Here is a 26,514-nt window from a genome sequence, read left to right on the forward strand (position 1 = left end):
ATATATGTCAGGTCACGGCCGCGCGGACACGATATTCCGAACGATCCCATGCGCCAGTTTCCATCACATCTGCCAGTATCGCAACAGCGCCTGCGATATCGGCGTGACTGAGATAGAGCGGCGTCAGGCCAAAGCGCATGACATCGGGATCGCGGAAGTCGCCGATCACTCCACGCGCCTTCAACGCCTGCATGATCGCGTAACCCTCTCTGTGGCGATATGAGATATGGCTACCGCGCTTTTCAGGGGCGTCGGGCCCGGTCGCCGCAAAGCCGAACCGTTGAACCAGCGGCCCCATGCGATCCTCGAAGACTTCGGCCAGCGACAGGGACTTGGCGCGAATATGCGACAGGTCCGCCTGTTCCATCAGGTCCACCCCGACCTCCAGCCCGGCAAGCCCGATTACCGACGGCGTCCCAGTCAGAAAGCGCTCTATCCCCGGCGCCGCCTCGTATTCGTCCAGGAATGCAAATGGCGCGGAGTGGCCGAACCATCCCGATAATGCGGGCAGCGCATCCGCCTGATGCCGCCCGGCCACGAAGATGAAAGCCGGTGCACCCGGCCCGCCGTTCAGAAACTTATAACCGCAGCCAACTGCGAAGTCGGCATCAGCATCGGTGAGATGCAGTGGCATCGCACCGGCACTGTGACTCAGATCCCAGATAGCCAGCGCACCCTTTGCATGGATCGCCGCAGTGGTGGCCGCCATGTCGCGCATCGCACCGGTTTTGTAATGGACGTGAGTCAGCAGAACGGCGGCCGTATCCGCATCGATCGCATCGATCACTGCCTCCGGCTCAACCGCCTTCGCAACGATGCGACCACCGCTCAAACGGTCGAGGCCCTGCATCATATACAGATCGGTGGGAAAATTGCCGGTTTCACTCAGGATCGTCTGCCGCCCGGAATTGAGAGAAAGAGCCGCCGCCAAAGCCTTAAAGATATTGATCGAAGTGGAATCGCAGGCGACCACTTCGCCAGTCCGGGCACCGATCAGGCGCGCGATCTTGTCACCGATCCGCCGCGGCGCACTCACCCATTCGGCATCGTTCCACGATGCGATCAGCCCGTCACCCCACTCGCGCTCCACCACTTGCGCGATCCGCAATGGTGCAGCCTTGGGCAAAGCGCCCAGCGAATTGCCGTCGAGGTAGATAACCCCGGCGGGAAGCGCAAACTGCTCGCGAAAATGCGCCAGTGGATCGGCGGCATCACGGGCAGCCAGGTCGATCACTGGCGTATGCGCCACTGCAAGGTTTCACCTGCATGAAACGGAACCAGTTGCGTATCGCCAACATCGATAGTGTCGGGCACCTCCAGTTCGGCCCGTTCAAGGGTGATCGTGCCTTCGTTCACTGGCAAATCATAAAACGCCGGACCGTGAAGCGAAGCGAACCCTTCGAACTGCTCGAAAGCATCTTCTTCGGCGAATACCTGAAGATAGCTTTCAAGAGCATACGGCGCGTTGAAGATGCCTGCACAGCCACACGCGCTTTCCTTTACTTCGCGGGTATGGGGCGCGCTGTCGGTTCCCAGGAAGAATCGCGACGATCCCGATGTCGCCGCTTTCCGCAAAGCCAGACGGTGCGTCTCCCGCTTGGCAACCGGCAGGCAATAGGCATGGGGCCGGATGCCGCCGACCAGCATCGCATTGCGGTTGATATGCAAGTGCTGCGGCGTGATCGTAGCAGCCACGTTCGGGCCAGCACTCTCGACGAACTGCACCGCATCCTGCGTAGTGATATGTTCGAACACGATCTTGAGTTCGGGAAAATGGCGCAGGATCCGGCTCAGATGCCGTTCGATAAAAACAGCTTCCCGGTCGAACACATCGACATCGCTGTCAGTCACTTCGCCATGGATGCAAAGCACCATGCCGATGTCCTGCATCCGGCTGAGCACAGGGGCGAGCCGGGCAATATCGCTTACCCCATGAGCAGAGTTGGTCGTGGCATTGGCGGGATACAGCTTTGCTGCCGTCAATACTCCACGCGCAAACCCGTCTGCCAGATCATCGGGATCGGTCGCATCGGTGAGGTACGCCGTCATCAGCGGCGTGAAATGCGTCCCCGGCTCGATCGCGCAGAGTATGCGTTCGCGATAGGCATCGGCCAATGCGGTCGTCGTTACCGGCGGAGACAGATTGGGCATTACGATAGCGCGGGCGAACTGGCGGGCGGTGTATTGGGCCACCCCTTCCAGCATCGCGCCATCACGTAAATGAACATGCCAATCGTCGGGGCGGCGGATGGTGATGGAATCGGGAACGATGCTCATGGGGCTTCCCTTAGTCCGCCCAGCGCCTATCTGTCACCCATGCCCGCTACTCACCTCGCCCGCCGCGCCATAGTCCGTGTCTCCCCACAGGCAGCGGAGGAAGACGCCACAGCCTTTCTGCAAGGTCTGCTTACCAACGATGTGACTGGCGCTGGCCCCACTTATGCTGCCTTGCTGAGCGCGCAAGGCAAGACGATGTTTGACCTTATCGTGTGGCATGATGGAGCCGACGTCCTGATGGATTGCGAAGCCAACGTGGCCGACGATCTGGTCAAACGCCTTTCGCTTTATCGCCTGCGCCGCAAGCTTGATATTGCGGTCGATCCGGCCATCGCGGTCCATTGGCAACTGACCGGAAAAACAGGGCAGCCCGATCCCCGCCTGCCTGCGCTTGGCCACCGCTGGCTGGCCAGTGCGGGCCCAAGCAACCCGCCGGAGTTAGCGGCGGACGAACAATGGCTGGCCCATCGCCTGTCATGCGGAGTGGCCGAAGGGCGCGCAGAACTGGGCGATATTCTCTGGCTGGAAACCAATGCTGCGGAACTCAATGGCGTAAGCTTTAGCAAAGGCTGCTACATCGGGCAGGAAAACACGGCACGCATGAACTGGCGGCAAAAGGTCAACCGTCGCCTGATCGTGGTTCCTCTCAATCGATCTGACGAGAAGAGACAGGTCATCGCCTACCCTGAATTGGGCAAGGCAGTGGATCATTTACGGATCGAGGCAATTTCCCCTGACTGGGTTCCCCCATGGATGGACTTGACGCCACAAGCCAACTGACAGCTATCCGGCAGCGCGGGTTTGCTCAGGCACGCCATCAGGATCGAGAAGCTCCAGAGCTTTTTCGATCACGCGCGCCGAGGATGCAGGTTTCGGGACGAGTTCGGCCTGCAACTGCCGGATACGTTCATCCTGCCGATCCAGATCGCCTGAATGAAGCAGGTACGGGACACCCAGACGGCGCAACTCGGTTGCAATCGGCACACACGTATTCCCGGCCTGCAGCGTAACGTCCAGCACAGCGACGTCGGGCAAGCCATCGCCGCCCAATGCCGCAAAAGCCTGCTCCACGCAGGTCGTGGCGAGGCAGGCACAGCCCCTGTCCTCTGCAGCCATTTCCAGATCCATCAGGATCAGAGGTTCATCTTCCAGCAGAAGAATCAACGGACGATGGCTCATACACCAGCCCCCGGTATCGATGGCATATGCAGAGTGACATCAAGCCCATCGGCACACCAATCGCGTTTGATCGAACCACCTGCGGTACGTAGCAGGCGATCCATTATGGCATAGCCGGTGCCTGGACTTGCTGCGGCCCCAGCAGCCACGGATCCGCCGCGTTCACGCCAGGTAATCTCCAACGCATCATCGCGCCAATACCAGTCGAGATCGACAAACCCATCGGGCGTGGTCCATGCTCCGTGGCGATTGGCATTGTCGGCCAGTTCGAACAGAACCAATCCAACGGTCGAAACAGTCTGGAAGGGCACCTGCAATCCGTTACCTTTGAATCTGATCGTCCGCCCTTCGGCTACATATGGGTCCAGTATCGCACGGATCGCCTGCCCCAGTTCGATGCTACCGCTTGACGCTTCGTCCAGAGTAGTTTCGTAAGCACGACCCAGAGCCTGTATCCGCCCGTTGATTTCACCGGCAACGCTCTCGGCACCGCGCGCGCGACCGGTAATATTGACGATGCCCGAAATCACGGAAAACATGTTTTTGGTACGATGGGAAAGTTCACGCGCCATTTCGCGCGCATGACGTTCTGCCGACTGAGCACCAGACAGCATGTCGCCGTTGTTCATAATTCCGGAAGCGGTGCTGCCAGTTCCACCGGCATGAGCGACATCACGCTGTGTCACGAAACTCAAAACCTCGTCAGTTTTTCCCTTGATGTGATTTGCGCTTAACGCCGAAACTTACGAATGGTTCCTATCATTTATACAGCGGAAGAATGACAGCGGCTTGCGTTGTCAGACCAGCCTGATGCCCTATATCCATGCGATGGATCAGACCCGCTCGAAACTCGTCATTCGCAACGCCCACCCTAAAGACGCCCGCGCCGTCGCGGCCCTCTCCGCAAAGGTTTACGGCAAACACGAAGCATATAGCGCCGCGATGATCCGCGGGCAGATCAACAATTTTCCCGAAGGGCAATTTATCGCGGAATATGAAGGCAAAGCTGTCGGCTATTGCGGGACGATGATTATCGCGCAGGAAGTCGCGTTTGCGCCGCACACCTGGAACGAAATCACCGGGCAGGGTTATGCCAGTCGCCACGATCCCGATGGCGATGTACTCTATGGCGTCGAAGTCTGCGTCGATCCCGAATATCGCCGCCTGCGGATAGGGCAGCGGTTTTACAGGAAGCGGCAGGACCTGTGCCGTGACTGGGAACTGAAGGGAATCGCATTCGGGGGGCGAATGCCTGGCTTCTCGCGCCGTCGGAAAACCTATCGCAAGCCGGAAGAATACCTTGCGGCTGTGCTGGACAAGCAGGTGTCCGATACGGTCATCAACTTTCAGCTCAATCAGGGGTTCGAGCCGAAGAAGGTCTTGCGCGGCTATCACCCGGAAGACCGCGATAGCGGGGGCAATGCCGTGCTGATGTTCTGGCCCGATCCACTGGCACCGGAAGGCAATATCCACCGCACCCGCTCTCTCGCGGATCGTTTGCCCGAAAGCGTCCGGGTGGCGACAGTGCAATTCATGATGCGCCGGATTACGAGCATCGATGAGTTCGAACAGCAGGTGGAATACTGGGTCGATGTCGCCAGCGATTATGGCGCAGACTTCGTGATTTTCCCTGAGCTGTTTACCCTGGAATTGTTGTCGATCCCGGAAAAGCCATTACCCCCGGCCGAAGCGATCGAGGAGATTGCGAACTATACCGACCGCTTCAAGGAATTCATGGAACGGCTCGCTGTCAGTTATAACATCAACATCGTGGGGGGATCGCATCCGACCCGTGTTCCCAACGGCGAGGTCCGCAACATCGCATACGTCTTCCTGCGCGATGGGGCGGTGTATGAACAGCAGAAGCTGCACCCCACACCTTCCGAGCGCAAATGGTGGAACATCAAGGGGGGCTTTGGCGCCGAAGCCATCCCGACCGATTGCGGCCCCATCGGAGTGATGATCTGCTACGACAGCGAATTCCCCGAACTCGCACGCCATCTGGTGGATCAGGGCGCGCTGATGCTGTTCGTGCCGTTCTGTACCGACGAACGACGCGGATTTCTGCGTGTGCGGTACTGTTGCCATGCGCGCGCGGTGGAGAACCAGTGCTATGTCATCACCAGTGGCGTAGTGGGCAATATTCCGAACGTCGAGAATATGGATATTCACTATGCGGAAAGTGGCGTCCTGACTCCATCCGACTTCCCTTTCTCGCGAGACGGAGTGGCTGCCGATACTGCACCCAACACCGAAACCATCGCCATCGCAGACCTTTCGCTGTCGGCATTGCTCACCGCGCGACAATCAGGCGCCGTTCAAAACCTCAAGGATCGTCGCTTCGACCTGTATCGCACCCGCTGGATCGAACACGATGCCGATCACGAGCCAGGCCCGCCAGCCCATAATGCACCGGTGACATCGTCCACCGGTGGATAACGGCCAGTATCAGGGATTTTCAGGCCCGCTAAACGGCTTCTTCTCGGTCCATGCACAGCCGCTGCGCTGCTCACCTGCAATCTGCAGCGTTGCCACGAACGGATAGGTGCGGTCGCTCATTCCATCGGAGCATTTTCCCGGCGTTACTGCCAGCACCAACGGTGCCCCGCCATACATTCCACTCCACGACACGCCACCCCGCCCGGCAAAGCGTTCGACACCGATCGCTTCACCTTCGGTGCTTTCAGGCGTGGAATAGATCAGAGTCTGCCCCGCCACACTGCCGCCCCAGAACGGCTCAGTACCAGTAAAGCTTACCGTCTCGCTCTCACCGATTCCGGCGTAAGGGCTCCAGTCTTCGGCATCGCCAGGCATATTGCCTTTGCCGCCTGAGGCCGAGCATCCCGCAAGCGAAAGCAGAGAAAGCGAAAGGATCAGAGGAACGATGCGCTGCATAGGCGGTGTTGTCGCCTCAAGCGCAGCTTTTCGCAAGCCCACATCGGCCCGAGCGGAACGCTTATGGCTGGTCGTGCATTATCTCCGGCAACTACAGGGTGCGGAACAGGAGCAGGAAAATGCGGCAATTGCCGTGGGTTATTGGGGCAATCGCAGCCACAGTCGCCGGCGTGGTTTGTGGCATCACCATAAACACAAGTCCGCTTTCCCGATGGGACGGGCAAACGCTGGGAGAGTTCGCCAGCCATCAACCTCCTGCGATTTCGCCTGACCGATACCGCGAAATGCAAGGTCCACAGGATCGCTATGCGATGACAACGCCGGACGGGGTAGTACCGGTGGAACAGCTTTCAGACCGAGGCCTTTATGCCAACGATCGCTTCGCGCGCACCTGGTACGCCAATGAGCCTGAGTTCGCAGACAGCAACACACAACGGCCACAGGACAGAGCAGCAAGTGCCTCAGTCAGCGACAGTTCGACCGCATCCAAACTGACGAACAAGGTTCACGCTATGGCGAGCGGAACCAAGCCGCTCAAGCTGGCTCATCCGATTCAGATTGCCGATGCTCGCCCAATTCCGACCAGTGATGGCAATAGTGCAGATGGCCCGAAGGTCGTGGACATGAATGCCAACGTGGCCTCGCAACCTGCTGCACGGACAATCCAATAACACAATCCAATAACAAAGGGACATTCAAAGGCTTATCGGCCTTTGAATGTCCCTCTCATCCCCCAATGCGCTAGCCATTGAAGGATCCGGCGCGCGCCGTAATCGGGCGCGCGCACCAATCCCGCGCCGAAGCCCGCCAAAGCAGGCCCCGGCGCATCGCATCAGTCAGCAGAGGAAAGGTTTACAGCACTTTCCTTGCCATTACGGCCCTGCTCAACATCATAGTTGAGGCGCTGCTCTTTATCGAGCGTGTTCATACCGGCTGCCTGAACAGCGGTGATGTGCACGAAGCTGTCGGCCGAGCCATCGTCGGGCTGAATGAAGCCATAGCCTTTGTCGGCATTGAAGAATTTTACGGTGCCAGTCTTGGCCATTGGATGTTCCTTTCAATAGAACAGATAATCGCACGCGAAATTGCGTGCAGGTCGTGCGTCAAATCGTCCAAGGAAAGGAAGTCGTCGTCTGGTTTGCGCCGGGGCTGCGAGGCAGCAAGCGGCGGTCGGCAAATTCGAAGTCCATCGCAATATTCGATGTCAGCGTGAGCATGATAGCATAGATAGAGCGGTTCTCCTAATCTTACTCGCGTCAGGCTCGCGTCAGGCGCATCCTTCGCTGTAAGTGAGCTGCGGCATCAGCCCGACATGTATCGCATCGACTGTGCGGTCCGCGCCGATTTCGAACCGCATGCGCGGATCGTTACCCGGTTGAGTCAGATACTTGGCCGGTGCTTCGACATATTCGTGCGGGCTCGCCTTGAAGCCCGGAAAATCGCGCAACACTTTCGCTTCGCTATCACCCGGCCCGATGCCTTCGACCAGCTTGACCTTCGACCCGCGTGAGATTGTGATCCGGCGCACCTGCCCGTCCTCCACAATCGCATAGGCATCGGGATATTCGGGCGAGGTGTAGATCAGGCAGGTATCGCTAGCCTGTGCCCCTCGCATCGCGAAATCGCTGCCTTTGGGCACAGGCTTGCCGATAGTGAGATCGCCCAACCCCTCAAGCCTGAGCGTGTTGGTTGCCACCGGCATCGCCGTGGCAGGCTGAGTCTCCGATTGAGCCGCAGCCTCCGACGCTGTCGGCAATGCTTCGCTGGCCGCAGCGGCGGGGGCAGAGCTGGCACTGGCACCAGCCCCTTCGCTCGATGCGGCGCTCTGGTCCGACTGGGAACATCCAGCCAGCAATGCCAGCGAAGCGAATGGGGCGATCAGGGTGCTCGTTTTCATAGCGATCTCACAAATTCGAAGCGGGGTTCAACGCGTGCGGTTGGCTTTGCCGAAATGCCTCTCCAGCAACGCGGTCAGTTTGCTGGCGGCATCGCGCGCGGCATTGTCCACGGTGTCGGAATGGGCGGTCGCACTCACCGGATCGCCGCCACGCGGACGCGCTTCGATCATGCAGCGTTTGTCGTCCCCGCCACCCTTGCGCGCGTTTTCATCTCCGACATGAACTTCCAGCCGCGTGAGCCGGTCGGAGAAGCGGTTCAGCTTGTGGCGGACCTGCTCCTCAATCCGCTCGGCCACGTTTTCCGTGCCCATTACGCTGCTGTCGGAGTTGAACTGGAATTCCATCCTTCGATCCTCTTCATATCATGATTCTGTGCCCCTGATATCAATGCCCCGGCATGGCGCCGGTTCCCCTTTTTCGGATGCGCGCTGGCTATACCGCGCGCGCCCTGCCAAAGGGCTGATAGAAAGGGGAACAGACACATGGCCAATGATGACGAAGAGTACGTTTACGACGAGGAAAGCGGCGAATGGATGCCCGCATCCGAACTGGCGGCAAAGCAAGCCGCAGCCGACACAGTGGAAGTGCGCGACGCAGTCGGCAATCTGCTGGCCGATGGCGATCAGGTGACTTTGATCAAGGATCTGGAAGTCAAAGGGGCCGGCCAGACTCTGAAGCAGGGCACGCTGATCAAATCGATCCGCCTGACCGGCGATGCACAGGAAATCGACTGCAAATATCCCGGCATCAAGGGGCTGGTTCTGCGCGCCGAATTCGTCAAAAAACGCTGATCCTACAGGTTCAGTGTTTTCAACGCGTTGGGTGAGACATGGACCACATGTTACACTGTCCTGAAGAAGAAAAGTCCACCACCCGCAGGACAACCCCGAAACGCGGGTTTCGAGGCCCGTTGGGATAGCGGAAACAGATATGGCCAGACCTCGGTGCATAGCCGGGATCTGGCCATATTTGCGCGATGTAGGAAAGGGGCTATCGGGCGGTAAGCCTGTTGCGAACTCGGTTCGAAGTTACAGGTCGAGGTAATCCGGGAGCGGGAAGAGCATTTCTGCAACTGCCGGATCGGGTTGCGGGCGATCATACACGTGGCTGTAAATGTCCCCGATCCAATCGCCCAATTGCGCCTTGCCGATTGTATCGGACGCGTAGTTGGTCAGCATCAGGCGCATCGGCGGCGGCAATTCCGCCCGCAGTTGCGGCATTCTATAGCAAAGCTGCGGCACCATGCGGCAGCCAAGCCTGCGGTAGAATTCGACGCGGCGCGCCTCGATGGAATTCGCCCCTTCTCCCGGCGCTTCCACTTCCAGCACCATTGGGGCCGGACAATGTCGGGCGGTCTCGCAAAACAGCTTCCCACCGACACCATGCCCGCGCAGCCGCTCGTTCACCGCCATGTATTCCAGCAGGCCAAAGCCAGCATTCGATACATAGAGCACGGAAAACCCGGCGACATCCTCCCCGATGCTTGCTGCAAGCAAGACATAATCGGAACGTGCCACAACATCGTTGAGAAATGCCGCAGGCTTGCGTTCGGATGCCGGAAAGGCCCGCTGGTACAGATCCGCTATCGGCGCAAAACGCCAGTCACCCCCATCGGTGATGGGGGTGACCTGAAAATCGGCGTCGGACATTGGAGAAACAGGCTCCCTATGCCGGACCAGTATATGCCGGATCAGTCATCGGCACTGACGTACAGATCGCCGCCATCGCGATACTTTGCGGCCATTTCGCCCATCCCTTCTTCCGCATCCTCCACCGGGGCGGTTGCGGCCAGATAGCTGTCGCTGTTCTGCTTCGCGGCGAAATCGCGCACTTCCTGCGTGATCTTCATGCTGCAGAACTTCGGGCCGCACATCGAACAGAAATGCGCGGTCTTGGCGCCTTCTGCGGGCAAAGTCTGGTCGTGGTATTGCTCTGCCGTGTCGGGATCGAGGCTGAGGTTGAACTGGTCGCGCCAGCGGAATTCGAAGCGCGCCTTGCTCAGCGCATCGTCGCGCACTTTCGCTGCCGGGTGCCCTTTCGCCAGATCGGCGGCATGGGCGGCGAGCTTGTAAGTCACGACACCCACTTTCACATCGTCGCGGTCGGGCAGGCCGAGGTGTTCCTTCGGCGTGACGTAACACAGCATCGCGGTGCCGTACCAACCGATCTGCGCCGCACCGATGCCGCTGGTGATATGGTCGTATCCCGGCGCGATATCGGTGACGAGCGGCCCGAGGGTGTAGAACGGCGCTTCGCCGCATGCCTCAAGCTGTTTGTCCATGTTTTCCTTGATCTTGTGCATCGGGACATGGCCCGGCCCTTCGATCATCACCTGCACGTCCTGTTCCCAGGCACGTTTAGTCAGTTCGCCCAGCGTGTACAGCTCGGCAAATTGCGCTTCGTCGTTGGCATCGGCGATGGAGCCGGGGCGCAGGCCATCGCCCAGCGAATAGGCGATGTCGTAAGCCTTCATGATCTCGGTGATTTCATCGAACCGTTCGTAGAGGAACGATTCCTTGTGATGGGCGAGGCACCATTTGGCCATGATGCTGCCCCCGCGGCTGACAATCCCGGTCACGCGCTTGGCGGTCATCGGGATATAAGGCAGCCGCACACCGGCGTGGATCGTGAAGTAATCGACCCCCTGTTCTGCCTGTTCGATCAGCGTGTCGCGGAAGATTTCCCACGTCAGATCTTCGGCAATGCCGCCGACCTTTTCCAGCGCCTGATAAATCGGCACGGTGCCGATTGGCACGGGGCTGTTGCGGATGATCCATTCGCGGGTGTCATGGATATTGCGCCCGGTCGAAAGGTCCATCACCGTGTCCGCGCCCCAGCGGATCGACCAGACCATCTTGTCCACTTCGCTGGCGACATCGCTGGCGACAGCGGAGTTGCCGATGTTGGCGTTGATCTTGACGAGGAAGTTGCGGCCGATTGCCATCGGCTCCGCTTCCGGGTGGTTCACGTTGCTGGGGATGATCGCCCGTCCGCGCGCCAGTTCGTCGCGAACGAATTCAGGGGTGACATATTCTGGAATTTCCGCGCCCCACGAATTGCCATCGAGTTCGCGCGCAATACGTTCGCGGCCGAGGTTTTCGCGTTCCGCCACATATTCCATTTCGGGCGTGATGATGCCGCGCTTGGCATAGTGCATCTGGCTGATATTGCCGCCCGGCTTGGCGCGCAGCACCGTCTTGCGGACATTGGGGAACGCAGGCACCCCACCGCTACGGTCGGGGCCGAGCTGGCCATTGTCTTCCGGCTTCACTTCGCGGGCGGTGTATTCTTCGACATCGCCGCGCGCGATCTGCCATGCGCGACGCAGTTGCGGCAGACCTTTACGAATATCGATCTGCGCGTCGCTGTCGGTGTACGGGCCGGAGGTGTCATATACCCGCACCGGCGCTTCGCCGCCTTCCAGCGCGATTTCGCGCATGGCGACGCCCAGCGGACCGACATGAACTTTCTTCGATCCGCGGATCGGGCCAGTGGTGACTCCGATATCGAATTTGCTGTTGATGTCGGCCATGCGATTCACTCTCCTCACAGGCGAAGGGTGCATGTCGGGTGCCGCATGCCACTCCCTCCGCCGATGTTAATCGGTTCAGGTTCAACGGGTCGGGCAGCGTGACCTGCCCCTCTCAGCCATCACTGGCTCCCCGGGGGTCCGACGGTTGTAGGCGTTAATTCCGCTGAGCGAAAGGGGCGATCAGTAATCGCCTTTGTTGAACGGGCCTTCCCGGCATTCATACGCAGTGCGCCCGTCGCGTTTCTCGATAATGCTCACCAGTCCGAAATAATCGCCGGGTCCGAAACCGGCGTTCTTATGGACCACTTTGGCCCCGCCACCCTCGGCCACCGGGAAGCCCAGACCGCCGAGAACCGAGGCGACCTTTGCCGGATCGTCTTGCAGATAGAGCGTCGTGCTTTCGGGCAGATCCGACCCCGGATTGAAGTCGTACCCCATGCCAACGACCTGCAAGCCATTCCATTGGCCATCGAATTCGTAGCGCACGCCATAGCGCCCATCGTTCTGCGCGGGTTGCAGAACCGTTGGCGCGATCTTGCGACCGAGACCGGGAATATCCCGTGGGCCGGATGCGCGATAGCCGCCCTTGCCATCCGAAATCGCAGAGGCGCTATAGAGCAGCACCCGGCCATCCATCGTAAACGGTCGGCAGATCGCCTTGTCCTTCGTTCCCAGCAGGGCACTCAGTTCCGGGCCGCGCAACGGGGCCGGTGTCGCTTGTGCAGGTTCAGCCGCCGCCACGGCCGCATTGGCGCTGGCCGCATCGCTGGCTGATGGCACCGCGGCTTTGGCGGTAGGGTCCGTGGTTTCGGAATTACCGCAACCAGCGACCATGCCGATGGCGGCAATCGCCAGAATATGTCGATACTTCAAAGCAACCCCCTCGTTGATCCATCCCCGTCAGAACAACATTCTGTCCGGACGGTGTCAACCGTCGGGTGGCAAGCGACACAGGCGGCAGGCAGGACAGCGAACGCCCCACCCGCCACATGCGATCAGTCCGCCTTGGTCGCGGCGATCCAGTCGTCGATCTTCTTTTCCAGAACCGGCAATGGCAACGCGCCGGTGTCGAGCACCTGTTCGTGGAAGGCGCGGATGTCGAACTTATCGCCCAGCACCTTCTCGGCTTTCTTACGAAGGCCCTGAATCGTCAGAGCGCCAACCTTGTAGGCCAAAGCCTGACTGGGAATGGCGATATAGCGTTCGACTTCCGCCGTGGCATCGGTGCGGCCCATGCCCGAATTGGTCAGCATGTATTCGATGGCCTGATCGCGGGTCCAGCCTTTGGCGTGGAGGCCGGTGTCGACCACCAGCCGCATCGCGCGCAACATCTCGTCATCCAGCGTGCCGAACCGCTGGTAGGGATCTTTGTAGAACCCCATCGGATAGCCCAGCGTTTCGGCGTAGAGCGCCCAGCCTTCGACATAAGCGGTATTGCCACCGAACCGCATGAAGGCGGGCAGCGCATCGTTTTCCTGTGCCAGACTGATCTGGAAGTGATGCCCCGGCGCCCCTTCGTGCAGGTACAGCGTGGTTTCGCCCGGCGTCGTCCGGCTCGGCAAATCATAGGCGTTGAAATAGAATACGCCCGGACGCGATCCATCGGGAGTGCCCGATTCATACGAACCGCCCGCTTCAAATTTTTCGCGGAATTCCTCGTAAGGCCGGATTTCCAGCGCGGTCTTGGGCACTTTCGAGAAGAACTTCGGCACCTGCTGATCGACTTCCTTGCCGATGGCGTAATACCGCTGCGTCAGGTCTTCCCGGCTCTTGGGCTTGAACTGCGGATCGGTGCGAATGAATTCGAAGAATTCACCCAGCGTTCCTTTGAAGCCGACCTCATTCTTGACCTCTTCCATTCCCTGCTTGATCCGCGCCACTTCGCTCAGGCCCAGATTGTGCAGGTAATCGGCGGTGAGCGGCAGTGTAGTGGTCTGCTCGATCATCGATTGATAGAGCGCCGCCCCACCCTTCATCTGGCTCAGGCCGACACTGTCGCGCGCGACCGGCAGATAATCGTCTTTCAGGAAATCGCGGAGCCGTGCGTTGGCGGCGTACACATCTTCGATCGATGCGTGATAGGCATCGGTCAGCCGCGCCTTCTCGGCATCGCTGAAATCGTCGGGCATCGCTTCGATCGGGCCCCAGTAGGGCGATTTCTCAATCGGCATTTCCAACTGGGTGTCGAGCTGCTGGATCACATTGTTGATCGTCAGCTTGGTTTCGACGACGCCGGACTTCATTCCTTCGCGAAATTTGCCAATCGACCGGTCGATAAGCTGGACATAATTGGCATTGCGCGACAGCCCGTTCTCATAATCCTTCACGGTCTTGTAAGGAGCCGCGCCCTTCCCGCTGGAGAAGGTGGGATAGAACGTGTGGAAACCATAGAAATGGTTGATCGGGCGTACTTCGGTCAGCGCCAGATATTCGGGTGTCAGCGTCTTCAGCGTCTCGCCCTGCGAATAGGCGAACACGTCGTAGGCGATCTTGTCTGTCGGGTTCAGCTTGGTCCGATCGATAGTCTTGAGTGCAGCAAGGCTGCTTTCAGCCTGCGCTTTCACTGCTGCGTTGTATTCCGGCGTCAGGAAATCGCCAATCTTGTCGGCATAGCGCGTATCGCCGCGAAAAATCGCCATGATCGGGCTGAGCTTGAGGCTCGCCTCGTCGTCCGCCTTGAAAATGGCAAACAGCTTGTCATGCTCAACCTGTTCTACGGATAACCCAACGGGCTTTACCGCCTCGGCAGGGTCGGCCGCATTTGCAGCAGTCGAAACCGCCAACGGCAGAGCAGCGGCGAGCAGTAGAATCGAACGCAATTTCATCGATAGTCCCCCGTAAACAATTGCAGGGAGATAGGACTATCACCCGGCATGTGTCGAGCGCCCGCCGCTCGACCAGCGACATATGCTATCGACGGGCGCATGCAACCATGCCTGCCGTCATGCAGTTTCGACGGACTTTTCGGATCGTTCGAACGCGCGCGTTCCGTCGTACACAAATTCGCGCCCCGCGCAGTCGATTACGGGAATTTCCTCCCGCTCTGCCCAATAGTCCTGATTGTGCCGCCACTCTGGTTTGTCGCCGCGCCGCGGCAACTGGTCCAGACCGCGCATCAGGTATCCGGGGTTGAAATTGTCGGCGTCGATCCAGGGATGCAGTTCCATTTCTTCGTCTTCCGGACGGAGCGCGACCTCCACCCGCTTCGCTCCGATTTCTACCATATGGTTCAGCAGACTGCAGATGAAATCGCCCATCATATCCACCCGCAGCGTCCAGCTCGCGCGGAAATACCCCATGACCCACGCCATATTGGGCACGCCGGTAAACATCATCCCGCGATAGGTGACGGTATCGTGCCAGTTCACCGGCTCTCCATCGACTTCGAACGGGATGTCGCCCATCACCGAAAGGCGAAAACCCGTGGCAGCCACGATCAGCTCCGCTTCGATTTCCTCACCCGATGCCGTGCGAACGCCCTTTTCAGTGAAACGGTCGATGGTGTCGGTCACAACAGTCAGCTTGCCTGCCTTGGCAGCACGGAAAATGTCGCCTTCCGGGCAGAACGCCAGCCTCTGCTGCCACACGCGATATTTGGGTGTGAAGTGCGGTTCGAAGGGAAAATCGGGATCGCCGGTGAATGCTCTCACCAGTTCCTTCAGATCTTCAAACACCGCCTCAGGCTCTGTCTGGCAGCGTTTGGTCAGTTGATCCTGATCGTACATGATCTGCTGGCGCACAACACGGTGCACGGTCGGTTCGTCCACCCCCACTTCGCGCAGACGATCCGCCAGTTCGTTCCTGTTTTCCGAACAATAGAAATAGGTGGGCGACCGCTGCAGCATCGTCACATGCGCGGCCTTCTCAGCAAATTGGGGAATAACCGTCGCCGCGGTGGCCCCCGATCCAATCACCAGAATGCGCTTGCCGCTGTAATCGTATTCCGGATCCCACAATTGGGCGTGGACGAAGTCGCCCCTGTAATCGTTCAAACCCGGCCAGTTGGGAATGTATGGCTTTTCGTGGTCGTAATACCCCTGGCACATCCACAGGAAGTTGCAGGTGAAAATCACCGTTTCATCGGTGGCGGTCTTGCGGGCTTCGACCGTCCATAAATCGGTATCGCGCGAATAGCTGCACTTCTCGATCCGGTGGCCATAGCGGATATGATCGTCGATGCCGTTCTCCGCGATCACCTCTCCCATATAATCGAGGATCGCCTGTCCGCTGGCGATCGGCGCACCGACCCACGGTTTGAAGCGATAACCGAAAGTATAAAGGTCGGAATCCGACCGGACACCGGGGTATTTGTGCGTTTCCCACGTTCCACCGAACGTGTCCTTCATCTCAAGGATCGCATATGTCCGCTCGGGACATTGCTGCTGCAGGTGATAAGCCGAACCGATGCCGGAAATCCCCGCTCCGGCTATCAACACATCGAAATGACTGGCGCTGCTTTCGTGAACCATAGTTGCAATTCCTCTCCATTATAGGTTCGGTTTTGCCACTTATGTTGAGCGTAATCCTTGATCCGGATCAAACGCCATTCGATCGGTTTGTCGAGCGCCTTCCCAACACCCCTCTGACCCAGCCCCGGTGACGACCACTTCGCAGAGGCAGCGTCAAAAGGAGGATCGGAGTATGGGGACGCTCAGAACGTGTAGCCGATTCCCACGCCGCCAAGCCATTGGTCGGCGCTACCGCGCATGGAGGTGTACGGCGTGTCTTTCGCATCGCCCAGCATGTGCGAATATCCGCCGATGAAGAGCAGGCCGAGGCCACCGTTCGTCAGGTCGCCATCGAGATCCACACCAACAATCAGATTGGCCCCTGCTTTGGTCCAGCCCGATCCGGCCGTATAAGTCGGCAAACCGCTGGCGGCGCTCTGCGTCGGGCTAACAGAATAATAGTAATCCATGAATTTACGGTCGCCATGCTCAGCGGATACCGAGAGCATTGCGATCATCCCGCGACTGAGCGGTGTAAAATAGCTGATGCCGGGGGAGATGGCAGTGCCACCGTGGGCACCATTGATGTCGTGCGTGACATCGACGCTGAAACTCAGCCGGTCGTATGGGTTGAGAACACCGGGCATAGAGACACCCGCGTTACCGCCGATCTCAATCGCTGTCTCAAGCTTCCCTGCGCTTGCTACAACCGGGTCTTCGATCTGGCGGGCACGATCGGACCGCAGGCGTACAACAGGGCCGAGTGAGAAGCCCACGCCATCTTTCGCATCGGGAATGAAATCGAGCGCCACGCCAGCCGGTCGCGGGCGTATCGACACCCCGCCAAGACTGCCCTGAATAAGCGGCACGGGGAACAGGACATAATCGTCCGAACCGGAATAGCTGGGACTGTATCCCACCCCTGCGCCAATCGAAACCCAATCTCCATCGAACACAGTGCCCGCTTCCGGATCGGCAGGGCGCTGTGTAGCGGGATCGGCTGCACTGTCATCGGCCAATGCCGGCCATGCAGCAAAAGCGGCGCCAGCGGCTAAGAGCGCTGGTATTACTCGAAATTTCATGGTGTGACGTTCCCCTGTCATTCGGTGTCTAAACGGCCCATACCTCCGACTGGTTCCTGCATCTCGTCGCAGCGCTTCACTTCATCGCGCAATCCATTGCGATCGTTCGGGTAATGCCAGAACTATGTTCAAGGTCGTTGCCCACTGCACAAATGCCGCCTAGGTCGGAGCGAATGACAGCGCGCAGGATCGATTTGGCAATTGCCGGAGGGGGGCTGGCCGGTGGCCTGATCGCGCTCGCCCTGCATCGCACCCGCCCGGAACTTCGCGTTGTGCTGGTCGAACAGGGGCAAGCCATCGGTGGCAATCATCGCTGGTCATGGTTCGCCAGCGATCTCGATGCCGATAGCGTTGCTCTTCTCAGTGGATTTCGCACCGCTTCGTGGGGCAGATATGATGTGCGCTTTCCGGGCTATCGGCGCGATCTGGGCACCGCCTATCACTCGCTGGCCTCAGTCGATTTCGATGCGGCGCTGCGCCGCGAACTGAACGAAGGAATGCTGGTTGCCGGCCGTTCGGTCTGCTCGCTCGATGCACGGGGGATCGATCTCGATAACGGCGAACGGATCGAAGCACGGACCGTCATCGACTGCCGCGGGATCGACAGCGCAGCGCAACTCACCGGTGGGTGGCAGGTATTCATGGGCCGTCACCTGCGAACCCCCCGCCCCCACGGTGTCACACAGCCGACGATCATGGACGCCGATCTAGAACAGCACGGGGCCTATCGTTTCGTTTATACCCTTCCCCTTAGCGCGCAGGATCTGTTCGTCGAAGACACGTATTATGCCGAGACTCCGCAACTCGACCGCAATGCCCTGTCAGGCAGAATCGACCGCTATTGCCAGCGTGCAGGCTGGCAGGGAAATCCCGTGGGCTTCGAAACCGGGGTGCTGCCCGTGATAACCGGCGGCAACTTCTCCGCTTTCCAGTCGGCCCACCGGATCGACGGAGTCGCCGTGGCGGGGACGCGCGGCGGGTTCATGCACCCGCTTACCAGTTATTCACTGCCATTCGCAGTCGAAACCGCACTCGCCATTGCCCGCGATGCCGATTTACCCGGCGTCCAGCTTGCCGCGATGCTGGAGGCGCGCGCACGGCAACATTGGTCGCGCACCCGATTCTATCGCCAGTTGGGTCGGATGTTATTCAGGGCCGGTACGGCAGACGAACGCTGGCGGATATTCGCGCGCTTCTATCGCCTGCCCCGCCTGCTGATCGAGCGATTTTATGCGGCACAGACCACGCGCCTCGATAGGGCACGGGTTCTGTGTGGAAAGCCTCCTGTGCCGGTAATGGGTGCACTCGCTGCATTGGTCGGGCAAGGGCGCGCGTTGGAAAGGGATGCGGCATGAGTACGGAAGGAAAAACCGCTTGCGTGATCGGTGCCGGGTTCGGCGGGCTGGCACTGGCCATCCGCTTGCAGGCGGCAGGTATTCGGACCACTGTCGTGGAAGCGCGCGACAAGCCCGGCGGGCGGGCTTATGTGTGGGAACGCGAAGGCTTCACTTTCGACGCAGGCCCCACAGTCGTTACCGACCCCGCCTGTCTGGAAGAGCTGTGGGCGCTGACCGGGCACGAAATGTCGGCGAATATCGAACTGATGCCGGTCATGCCGTTCTATCGCCTTAACTGGCCCGATGGCACGACGTTCGATTATTCGAACGACGAAGCGCAATTGCGCGAGGCCATCCTGCGTATCGCCCCGGCGGACCTTGCCGGATACGACGCATTCGCCCGCTATTCGGAAGGGGTTTTCGAAGAAGGTTATCGCAAGCTCGGTTCTGTCCCGTTTCTCGATTTCGCAAGCATGGTCAAGGCCGCGCCAGCATTGGCCAAACATCAGGCGTGGCGCTCCGTATTCTCGATCGTCAGCAAATATGTGAAGAGCGAATATCTGCGTCAGACGTTGAGTTTTCACACTCTGCTTGTGGGGGGCAACCCGTTCACTACCAGCTCGATATACGCTCTGATCCACAAGCTGGAAAAGGATGGCGGCGTGTGGTGGGCGCGGGGCGGCACCAACCGCCTGATCGCCGCTATGGTGCGCCATTTCGAACGGTTGGGCGGCACCATCCGCCTGAGTGATCCGGTGGTGCAAATTCATACGGTCGGAACTCGCGCAACCGATGTCGAATGCGCTTCCGGCTGGAAAGAACGCTTCGATGCCGTGGCCAGCAATGGCGACGTGGTGCACACTTATCGCGACCTTCTGAAAGGTACGAAGCGCGGGGACAAGGAAACCAAACGGCTGACTGCAAAACGGTTCAGCCCCAGTCTGTTCGTAGTGCACTTCGGGCTGGAAGGCGGCTGGCCGGGCATTCCGCACCACACGATCCTGTTCGGCCCGCGCTATCGCGGGTTGCTGGAAGATATCTACGACACGGGTGTATTGCCGCAGGATTTCTCGATCTATCTGCACCACCCGACAGTAACCGATCCGAGCATGGCACCGCCGGGCAAAAGCACGTTTTATGCGCTGGTGCCTGTGGCGCATATGGGCAAGCTGACGGTGGACTGGGAACAGGTCGGCCCCATTCTGGAACAGCGCGTTCTGGCGGAAGTCGGCCGCCGCCTGATCCCCGATATCGACGATCGGATTGTGACCAAATTCCATTATACGCCGCGCGATTTCTCCAGCGATCTGAGCGCGCATCTGGGCAGCGCGTTCAGCCTCGAACCGATCCTGACGCAAAGTGCCTATTTCCGTGCCCACAATCGCGACGATGAAATATCCAACGTTTATCTCGTCGGTGCCGGAACCCACCCCGGCGCTGGCATTCCCGGTGTTGTCGGCAGCGCAAAAGCGACTGCCAGATTGATGATAAAGGACCTTACCGAATGAACCGTCTCGCCATTTACTGTGGCTCTGCCACGCCTGCCGATCCGCGCTACATGGAACTGGCGCGCGAAGTGGGGCAGACATTGGCCGAACGCGGGATCGGAGTGGTGTATGGCGGCGGGCGGCTCGGGCTGATGGGTGCTGTAGCCACCGGCGCATTGGCAGCAGGTGGAGAGGTTATCGGCGTGATCCCAGATGCGCTGGCCGGATCGGAAGTCGCCAATACCGATTGCACCGAACTCTATACCGTTTCGGGAATGCACGAACGCAAACAGCGGTTCACCGATCTCAGCGACGGTTTCATCACGATCCCCGGCGGAGTCGGCACGATGGACGAATTGTGGGAAGCGATGAGCTGGGCCCAGTTGGGATATCACAGCAAGCCGGTAGGATTGCTCAATGCGTTCGGCTTCTATGACGATCTGATCGCATTCAACCGCCGGATGGCCGAGGTCGGCTTTGTCCGCCCCGCGCACCAGACCATCCTGATCGCAGACGAAGCCCTGCCCTCTCTACTAACAAAAATGGAAAGTTATCAGCCGCATACACCCATATTTTCGATGAAGGCAGACGACCTGTGAGTCCTCCGCGGCGCATATCGCCGCGGATGCTGGCGCCTTCGCGGATCATCCGCAGCACTCCGGCACAAGCTGGTGGCGGACGCGACCGTCGCGCTTTGGTAGAGAAAGCCCACCGCGCCATCGAACAGGGATCGCGTAGCTTTGCCGCGGCTAGCCAGCTGTTCGACCGCCACACGCGCGAACGAGTGTGGCTCCTCTATGCATGGTGTCGACGATGCGATGACATCGCCGATGGGCAGGACATGGGCGGCGAGCTTTCGACCGATGGCGATCCGGCCAAACGCATCCGCGCGATCCGCTTGCTGACGCAGCGCGCTCTGGATGGTTTACCCACTGCCGATCCGGCGTTCGATGCTTTCGGGCTGGTCGCGCGGGAATGCGGCCTCACCCGCGAAATGGCGGAAGATGTCATCGAAGGCTTCGCGCTCGATGCCGCCGGATGGCGCCCGCGCACCGAAATGGATCTGGCGCGCTATTGCTATCACGTGGCCGGTGCCGTCGGCGTGATGATGGCGGTCGTGATGGGCGTGCGGAAGGACGACAGCGAGTTGCTGGATCGCGCCTGCGATCTGGGCATTGCCTTCCAACTCGCCAATATCGCCCGCGATATCAACGAGGACGACAAGGCGGATCGCTGTTACCTTCCAGTGGAATGGCTGGTTCAGGAAGATATCGAGCCAGGCCAGCATATGAAGCCCCATCATCGGCAGGAACTGGCCGACATAACCGCCCGACTGATCCGGCGGATGGAACGGCACGAGGCGATGGCCCGCTTCGGCGCCGCGCATCTGCCATTCCGCAGCCGCTGGGCCGTGCTTTCCGCGGCCCGTATCTATGGCGCAATCGGACGCGAAGTCGTCGCGCGGGGCAAGGCAGCATGGGATCACCGCGTCGTGATCGGCTCTGCGGCAAAGGTGCGCCATGTCGCGGCGGCATTCTGGGAAGCTTTGCTCAACCGCCCTACCATTCCCACAGAGCCGCCCGAATGGACGCGCGGCGATATCCTGATCGAAGTGCGTATGGCTGGCCCCATTGCCCAGCCGTCGTTTGAGCCATTGCCAGACGAATTTGACGGATAAACACGCCGAAGCGACACATAGCAGGTTCAAGCCCATCGGGCTGCGAGCACTCGCCAATGATGCAAACTTTGGCTAACCCTCGACCATGATTTCTAAACTCCTCATTGCCAATCGCGGCGAAATCGCCTGCCGTATTATCCGTACTGCACGGGCTATGGGTATCCGCACCGTGGCGGTCTATTCGGACGCCGACGCAAAGGCGCTGCATGTGCGTCAGGCAGACGAAGCCGTGCATATCGGCCCCTCTCCCGCTGCCGAATCCTATCTGATCGGCGAGCGGATCATTGCAGCCGCGAAAGAAACCGGGGCAGAGGCTATTCATCCCGGCTACGGATTTCTGTCGGAAAACGCCGATTTCGCGCAGGCAGTGATCGATGCCGGTCTGATATGGGTCGGGCCTAAGCCGGACAGTATCCGCGCAATGGGCCTCAAAGATGCCGCCAAGGAACGGATGATCGCCGCCGGTGTGCCGGTGACTCCCGGCTATCTGGGGGCGGACCAGTCTGTCGAACGGCTGACTGCGGAAGCGGACAAGATCGGTTACCCGGTTCTTATCAAAGCGGTCGCCGGGGGCGGCGGTAAAGGTATGCGTAAGGTGGACGCCGCCGCCGATTTCGCGGCTGCGCTCGAATCCTGCCAGCGCGAAGCACGCGCCAGTTTCGGCAACGATGAAGTGCTGCTGGAAAAGTGGATCACTTCCCCCCGCCATATCGAAGTGCAGGTGTTCGGGGACAGTCATGGCAACGTCGTCCACCTGTTCGAACGTGATTGCTCGCTCCAGCGGCGCCATCAGAAAGTGATCGAAGAAGCCCCCGCCCCCGGCATGGACGAGACGACGCGCGAAGAGATCTGCGCCGCTGCCGTGCGGGCCGCCAAAGCCGTGGACTACGAAGGCGCAGGCACGATCGAATTCATTGCCGACGCCAGCCAAGGCCTGCGCGCCGATCGCATTTTCTTCATGGAAATGAACACCCGCCTGCAGGTCGAACATCCGGTGACCGAGGAAATTACCGGCGTCGATCTGGTCGAATGGCAACTGCGCGTGGCCAGCGGCGAAGCAATCCCATTGAAGCAGGAAGACCTCAGCATCAATGGCCACGCCATCGAAGCGCGGCTCTATGCCGAAGATCCGGCGAAGGGTTTTCTGCCCAGCACCGGGCGGCTCGACCATCTGATTTTCGGCAATGCCAACCGGATCGAAACCGGAGTGGAAGAAGGCGGCACCGTCTCTCCATTCTACGACCCGATGATTGCCAAGGTCATCTGCCATGCACCGACCCGCACCGCTGCTATCGACGATCTGGCGCTGGCGCTGGCAGAAACCGAAGTGTGGCCGGTGCGGACCAATGCCGGGTTTCTTGTCCGCGCTCTGGAATCGGATCGTTTCCGCGCTGCCGATCTCGACACCGGATTTATTGGCGATGCAGGCGATGCCCTGATCCCGATGGGCGAGCCGAACGACGACGAATGGTATGTCGCCGCGCAAATTGCGGCCAGCGAATTCGCCGGGCTTCCGATGTCCGGGTTCCGTCTCAATGCCGCACCGCGCCGGTCAGTCGCTCTGGCCAGCGGAGAGAACAGGCGCATCGTCGATCTGCCCACGGCAGAGGCCGCCACTCTATCGGCGGGAGCAGAAGAACCCGCATTCTATGCGGCAGATAGCACGACGATCTCCGGCTATCGCGCAAGCGATCAGGTAGTCGTATTCGCTAATGGAGTCGGTCACGCTTTCAACACCGCGATGCGCGGCACCGGGCACGCCTCCGCCGCCGATGGAGCGATCCTGGCTCCGATGCCAGGCAAAGTGATCGCTGTCGATGTGGCCAAAGGTGACATCGTCACCGCCGGGCAGCGCCTGATGGTGCTGGAAGCGATGAAGATGGAACATGCCCTCACCGCTCCGTTCGACGGCACCATCAGCGAACTGAACGCCAGCGAAGGTGGTCAAGTTCAGGTCGATGCGGTTCTGGCGGTGGTGGAGCCGGTGGAGGCGTAGCGCCATCATTCTGGCGCTTGTCGAAGCGCCAACCCCGCGATAGCGTCGCCTGAAACAATCGGGACACGGCATCGCGCGGCCCGCCCGGATGGAGAGCGATATGAGCTGGAGGCAGCAGAGGATCCCGCTGCCGAACTGGCAGAGGTCAGCGCGCGGCTGATCTGGGGTCAGCAATGCTGCGGCGCTGGCCCTTCCCGTTCAGTGCACCTCGTGCATCGCCAGATACTTGCGCGCGTCGTGCGGGCGACGGAACAGCCGCCACCGTTCGCTGAACAGCACCAGCCCCAACGACAAAATACTACACACCAGCAAGGCATGGGCCATCGGCCGGGCGCTGTCGTCATATGCCTGCCCGATCATGATGCCGACCCCGGCACCGATCAGCATACGCACGAATGACTGGACCGAGCTGGCCGCGCCGGCTGTATGTTCGAAAGGCTGCATTGCGATCGAACCGAAATTCGCGCCCATAAAGCCCAGCAGGCACAGATTGGCTGACATCAACGGCACGAACAGCATCAGCGAATGCGGCTGATAATGCGCGGCCCATACCTGCACCGCCGAAATCAGGATAAATGCACAGAGCGCGCTGTGCGACACGCGCCGGGCACCGAACCGCTCCACAATCCGTGAATTGGTGAAACTCGACACCGCCAGCGTCGATGCAGTGGCGCCAAAGATGACAGGGAACGCTTCGTTCGCGCCGAAATGATCGCCAATCAATTGCTGGGCACTGTTGATATAGCCAAACAGCGCGCCAAAGGTCAGCCCGCTGCCAATCACATACCCAACCGCCGTTCGCGTCCGCAAAGTCAGCGGCAGATTGTGCAGAACCGATTTGAACTCCATCGGCTGCACATCTTCGGGATGAAGCGTTTCGGGCAATCGCAGCGCGGTCCACAGCGCCACCAGCGCAGCCAGCGCAGCCATTGCCACGAACACCCAGTGCCAGCTCCCCACTTTCAGCACCGCATCGCCCATGCTGGGCGCGAGGACAGGCACGACCATGAACACGATGAAGATCGTAGATAGCAATTTGGCCATCTGATCGCCTTCGTAACGGTCGCGAATAATGGCTGCGGGCAACACACTCAGCCCGGCGGACCCGAAGCCCTGCAAACACCGCAATGCCAACAGCGCCCCAAACGAAGGGGCAACCGCGCATAACAAGGCAGTCGTGACATAGATACCCAGCGTCACAAGCAATACCGGGCGGCGGCCAAACCGATCGGCAAATGTGCCGGGCACCAGACACCCGACCCCGCTGGCCAGCAGATACAGGCCGACGACCAGTTGCCGCTGGTTCGGATCGGTCACACCCAATGACCGGGCGATTTCGTCCAGTGCCGGAAGCATCCCGTCGATTGCGAGAGCGCCAAGGCTCATCAGCGCAGCCATCATCGCCACGAATTCCCACTGAGGGACCGTGCGACCACTGCCATCGCTGGCTATTATTGCTTCCTTCATCACCGCCCATTGCCCAAGCCAGGCGCGGAAAGGAAGAGAGTAAGCGCGGCAATCTTCCTTAGCTCGGCACAAACGCGTAGATTACCGGCATGAGCACCGCCACCGACGACGATGATGGAGACGACCGCGACGACAGCGGCGGGCTACGCAAAATCATCCATGTCGATATGGATGCGTTCTTCGCCAGCGTCGAACAGCGCGACGATCCATCGCTGCGCGGCAAACCGGTGGCCGTGGGCGGCTCATCCGGGCGCGGAGTGGTCGCTGCGGCCAGTTACGAAGCCCGCAAGTTCGGGGTCCGCAGTGCGATGCCATCGGTCACGGCCAAGCGGCTGTGCCCCGATCTGATTTTCTGCAAACATCGGTTCGATGTCTATCGCGCGGTGTCCCAGCAAATCCGGGCCATCTTCCGCGATTACACCCCGCATGTCGAACCACTCAGTCTGGACGAAGCTTATCTCGATGTAACCGCCGACCTGAAGGGGATTGGCAGCGGCACTTTGATTGCGGAAGACATCCGCCGCCGCATCCGCGCCGACACCGGGCTGACCGCCAGCGCCGGGGTCAGTTACAACAAATTCCTCGCCAAGATCGCCAGCGATCAGAACAAGCCCGACGGTATCTGTGTGATCCGTCCGGGCGAAGGCGCGGCGTTCGTCGCCGGTTTACCGGTGCGCCGGTTTCACGGCGTCGGGCCGAAAAGTGCCGAGAAGATGGCAAAGCTGGGCATCGCCACCGGCGCGGACCTTGCGGGGAAGGATATCGCTTTTCTCCGCCAGCATTTTGGCAGCTTTGCCGAATACCTGTTTCGGGCTGCGCGGGGGATCGACCTGCGCCCCGTCCGGGCCAACCGCATCCGCAAATCGGTGGGCGGAGAGCGGACCTTTGCCGAAGATATCTCCAGCGGTGCGGCGCTTCGCAACACACTGGAAGATATCATCGATATCGTGTGGGACAGCATCGAAAGGGCAGAGGCACGCGGCCGCACCGTAACCCTGAAGATGAAGTACACCGATTTCCAGAATACCTCCCGCTCGCGCTCTGTCGCGCAGGCTGTGAGCGATAAGGATACCTTTAGTGCAATCGCACGGAGTTTGCTGGACGAAGCTCTGCCTTTGCCTCTGCCAATCCGATTGATGGGCCTGACCCTCAGTAATCTGGAAAAAGAGGGAGACGAACAGCCGCCATCGGATGAAGCACAATTGTCTCTGCTATAGTGACAGGCTCGCCTTCTGACG

At 59.9% G+C, this 26,514-nt stretch carries 25 protein-coding genes and 1 riboswitch; of the genes, 10 read left to right on the forward strand and 15 right to left on the reverse strand.

Going from position 1 to position 26,514, the window contains the following annotated elements; translation table 11 throughout:
• Positions 1-7 precede the first annotated feature (7 nt).
• Both kynU and pyrC read right to left on the reverse strand, forming a co-directional pair.
• Positions 8-1,234: a kynureninase gene (kynU, locus tag CV013_RS00850; protein WP_102153551.1), complete on the reverse strand. Its 1,227-nt coding sequence runs from the start codon at positions 1,232-1,234 to the stop codon at positions 8-10.
• Positions 1,231-2,277, reverse strand: a complete 1,047-nt coding sequence (gene pyrC / locus CV013_RS00855; RefSeq protein WP_102153377.1) for a dihydroorotase — start codon at positions 2,275-2,277, stop codon at positions 1,231-1,233. The genes kynU and pyrC overlap by 4 nt, the downstream gene beginning before the upstream one ends.
• Before the next feature lie 39 nt (positions 2,278-2,316).
• Here pyrC and ygfZ point away from each other — a divergent pair, with 39 nt between their 5' ends.
• Positions 2,317-3,057 carry a CAF17-like 4Fe-4S cluster assembly/insertion protein YgfZ gene (ygfZ, locus tag CV013_RS00860; RefSeq protein ID WP_102153378.1) on the forward strand — a complete coding sequence of 247 codons (741 nt, stop codon included), beginning with the start codon at positions 2,317-2,319 and terminating at the stop codon, positions 3,055-3,057.
• Between the two features lie 3 nt (positions 3,058-3,060).
• Here the strand turns inward: ygfZ and CV013_RS00865 are convergent, their stop codons facing one another.
• Together CV013_RS00865 and CV013_RS00870 are read right to left on the reverse strand one after the other, a co-directional pair.
• Positions 3,061-3,456 carry a response regulator gene (locus CV013_RS00865; protein WP_102153379.1) on the reverse strand — a complete coding sequence of 132 codons (396 nt, stop codon included), beginning with the start codon at positions 3,454-3,456 and terminating at the stop codon, positions 3,061-3,063.
• A complete protein-coding gene (locus tag CV013_RS00870; protein ID WP_123639989.1) occupies positions 3,453-4,142 on the reverse strand; it encodes an HWE histidine kinase domain-containing protein in 690 nt (229 codons plus the stop codon). Before CV013_RS00870 ends, CV013_RS00865 begins: the two co-directional genes overlap by 4 nt.
• Positions 4,143-4,284: 142 nt before the next feature.
• Between CV013_RS00870 and CV013_RS00875 the strand changes: the two genes are divergently transcribed.
• Positions 4,285-5,895 carry a bifunctional GNAT family N-acetyltransferase/carbon-nitrogen hydrolase family protein gene (locus CV013_RS00875; RefSeq protein WP_102153552.1) on the forward strand — a complete coding sequence of 537 codons (1,611 nt, stop codon included), beginning with the start codon at positions 4,285-4,287 and terminating at the stop codon, positions 5,893-5,895.
• Positions 5,896-5,904: 9 nt separating this feature from the next.
• Here CV013_RS00875 and CV013_RS00880 read toward each other — a convergent pair whose 3' ends face one another.
• Positions 5,905-6,351, reverse strand: coding sequence for a COG3650 family protein (locus CV013_RS00880; RefSeq protein ID WP_102153381.1), 447 nt, complete (start codon positions 6,349-6,351; stop codon positions 5,905-5,907).
• A 284-nt stretch (positions 6,352-6,635) separates the two neighbouring features.
• Here CV013_RS00880 and CV013_RS00885 point away from each other — a divergent pair, with 284 nt between their 5' ends.
• Positions 6,636-7,022: a hypothetical protein gene (locus CV013_RS00885; protein ID WP_102153382.1), complete on the forward strand. Its 387-nt coding sequence runs from the start codon at positions 6,636-6,638 to the stop codon at positions 7,020-7,022.
• 161 nt (positions 7,023-7,183) lie between these two features.
• Here the strand turns inward: CV013_RS00885 and CV013_RS00890 are convergent, their stop codons facing one another.
• The 3 genes from CV013_RS00890 to CV013_RS00900 all read right to left on the reverse strand — a co-directional run bounded on the left by CV013_RS00890 (position 7,184) and on the right by CV013_RS00900 (position 8,593).
• The gene (locus CV013_RS00890) at positions 7,184-7,396 is read right to left on the reverse strand and encodes a cold-shock protein (RefSeq protein WP_102153383.1); all 213 of its coding nucleotides are present in this window, start codon (positions 7,394-7,396) and stop codon (positions 7,184-7,186) included.
• 222 nt (positions 7,397-7,618) lie between these two features.
• Positions 7,619-8,248, reverse strand: coding sequence for a hypothetical protein (locus tag CV013_RS00895; protein ID WP_102153384.1), 630 nt, complete (start codon positions 8,246-8,248; stop codon positions 7,619-7,621).
• A gap of 27 nt (positions 8,249-8,275) precedes the next feature.
• The gene (locus tag CV013_RS00900) at positions 8,276-8,593 is read right to left on the reverse strand and encodes an HPF/RaiA family ribosome-associated protein (protein WP_102153385.1); all 318 of its coding nucleotides are present in this window, start codon (positions 8,591-8,593) and stop codon (positions 8,276-8,278) included.
• A gap of 138 nt (positions 8,594-8,731) precedes the next feature.
• Between CV013_RS00900 and CV013_RS00905 the strand changes: the two genes are divergently transcribed.
• The gene (locus tag CV013_RS00905; protein ID WP_102153386.1) at positions 8,732-9,040 is read left to right on the forward strand and encodes an alkylphosphonate utilization protein; all 309 of its coding nucleotides are present in this window, start codon (positions 8,732-8,734) and stop codon (positions 9,038-9,040) included.
• 237 nt (positions 9,041-9,277) lie between these two features.
• Here CV013_RS00905 and CV013_RS00910 read toward each other — a convergent pair whose 3' ends face one another.
• The 6 genes from CV013_RS00910 to CV013_RS00935 all read right to left on the reverse strand — a co-directional run bounded on the left by CV013_RS00910 (position 9,278) and on the right by CV013_RS00935 (position 17,248).
• Positions 9,278-9,898: a GNAT family N-acetyltransferase gene (locus CV013_RS00910; protein ID WP_102153387.1), complete on the reverse strand. Its 621-nt coding sequence runs from the start codon at positions 9,896-9,898 to the stop codon at positions 9,278-9,280.
• Positions 9,899-9,939: 41 nt separating this feature from the next.
• A complete protein-coding gene (thiC, locus tag CV013_RS00915) occupies positions 9,940-11,781 on the reverse strand; it encodes a phosphomethylpyrimidine synthase ThiC (RefSeq protein WP_102153388.1) in 1,842 nt (613 codons plus the stop codon).
• A gap of 35 nt (positions 11,782-11,816) precedes the next feature.
• Positions 11,817-11,924: riboswitch (TPP riboswitch) on the reverse strand.
• 37 nt (positions 11,925-11,961) lie between these two features.
• Positions 11,962-12,654 carry a hypothetical protein gene (locus CV013_RS00920; RefSeq protein ID WP_123639987.1) on the reverse strand — a complete coding sequence of 231 codons (693 nt, stop codon included), beginning with the start codon at positions 12,652-12,654 and terminating at the stop codon, positions 11,962-11,964.
• Positions 12,655-12,776: 122 nt separating this feature from the next.
• Positions 12,777-14,606 (reverse strand): DUF885 domain-containing protein, encoded by a 1,830-nt coding sequence (locus tag CV013_RS00925; protein ID WP_102153390.1) that lies wholly within the window; start codon positions 14,604-14,606, stop codon positions 12,777-12,779.
• 117 nt (positions 14,607-14,723) lie between these two features.
• Positions 14,724-16,250, reverse strand: a complete 1,527-nt coding sequence (locus tag CV013_RS00930) for a flavin-containing monooxygenase (protein WP_102153391.1) — start codon at positions 16,248-16,250, stop codon at positions 14,724-14,726.
• Positions 16,251-16,432: 182 nt separating this feature from the next.
• Positions 16,433-17,248 (reverse strand): MipA/OmpV family protein, encoded by an 816-nt coding sequence (locus CV013_RS00935; protein WP_232806543.1) that lies wholly within the window; start codon positions 17,246-17,248, stop codon positions 16,433-16,435.
• Between the two features lie 236 nt (positions 17,249-17,484).
• Here CV013_RS00935 and crtY point away from each other — a divergent pair, with 236 nt between their 5' ends.
• The 5 genes from crtY (at position 17,485) to CV013_RS00960 (ending at position 23,809) form a co-directional block, all read left to right on the forward strand.
• Positions 17,485-18,666 carry a lycopene beta-cyclase CrtY gene (crtY, locus tag CV013_RS00940; RefSeq protein WP_102153393.1) on the forward strand — a complete coding sequence of 394 codons (1,182 nt, stop codon included), beginning with the start codon at positions 17,485-17,487 and terminating at the stop codon, positions 18,664-18,666.
• Positions 18,663-20,156 (forward strand): phytoene desaturase, encoded by a 1,494-nt coding sequence (locus tag CV013_RS00945; protein ID WP_102153394.1) that lies wholly within the window; start codon positions 18,663-18,665, stop codon positions 20,154-20,156. Before crtY ends, CV013_RS00945 begins: the two co-directional genes overlap by 4 nt.
• Positions 20,153-20,734: an LOG family protein gene (locus tag CV013_RS00950; protein ID WP_102153395.1), complete on the forward strand. Its 582-nt coding sequence runs from the start codon at positions 20,153-20,155 to the stop codon at positions 20,732-20,734. Before CV013_RS00945 ends, CV013_RS00950 begins: the two co-directional genes overlap by 4 nt.
• Before the next feature lie 26 nt (positions 20,735-20,760).
• A complete protein-coding gene (locus CV013_RS00955; protein ID WP_102153396.1) occupies positions 20,761-21,813 on the forward strand; it encodes a phytoene/squalene synthase family protein in 1,053 nt (350 codons plus the stop codon).
• 85 nt (positions 21,814-21,898) lie between these two features.
• On the forward strand, positions 21,899-23,809 hold the full coding sequence (locus CV013_RS00960) for an acetyl/propionyl/methylcrotonyl-CoA carboxylase subunit alpha (protein WP_102153397.1): 1,911 nt from the start codon (positions 21,899-21,901) through the stop codon (positions 23,807-23,809).
• A gap of 198 nt (positions 23,810-24,007) precedes the next feature.
• Here the strand turns inward: CV013_RS00960 and CV013_RS00965 are convergent, their stop codons facing one another.
• Positions 24,008-25,276, reverse strand: a complete 1,269-nt coding sequence (locus tag CV013_RS00965; protein ID WP_102153398.1) for a multidrug effflux MFS transporter — start codon at positions 25,274-25,276, stop codon at positions 24,008-24,010.
• An 89-nt stretch (positions 25,277-25,365) separates the two neighbouring features.
• Between CV013_RS00965 and dinB the strand changes: the two genes are divergently transcribed.
• The gene (gene dinB / locus CV013_RS00970) at positions 25,366-26,493 is read left to right on the forward strand and encodes a DNA polymerase IV (RefSeq protein WP_102153399.1); all 1,128 of its coding nucleotides are present in this window, start codon (positions 25,366-25,368) and stop codon (positions 26,491-26,493) included.
• Positions 26,494-26,514 lie beyond the last annotated feature (21 nt).

It is taken from the genome of Tsuneonella flava, assembly GCF_002870965.1.
GTDB classification, from domain to species: Bacteria; Pseudomonadota; Alphaproteobacteria; order Sphingomonadales; family Sphingomonadaceae; genus Tsuneonella; species Tsuneonella flava.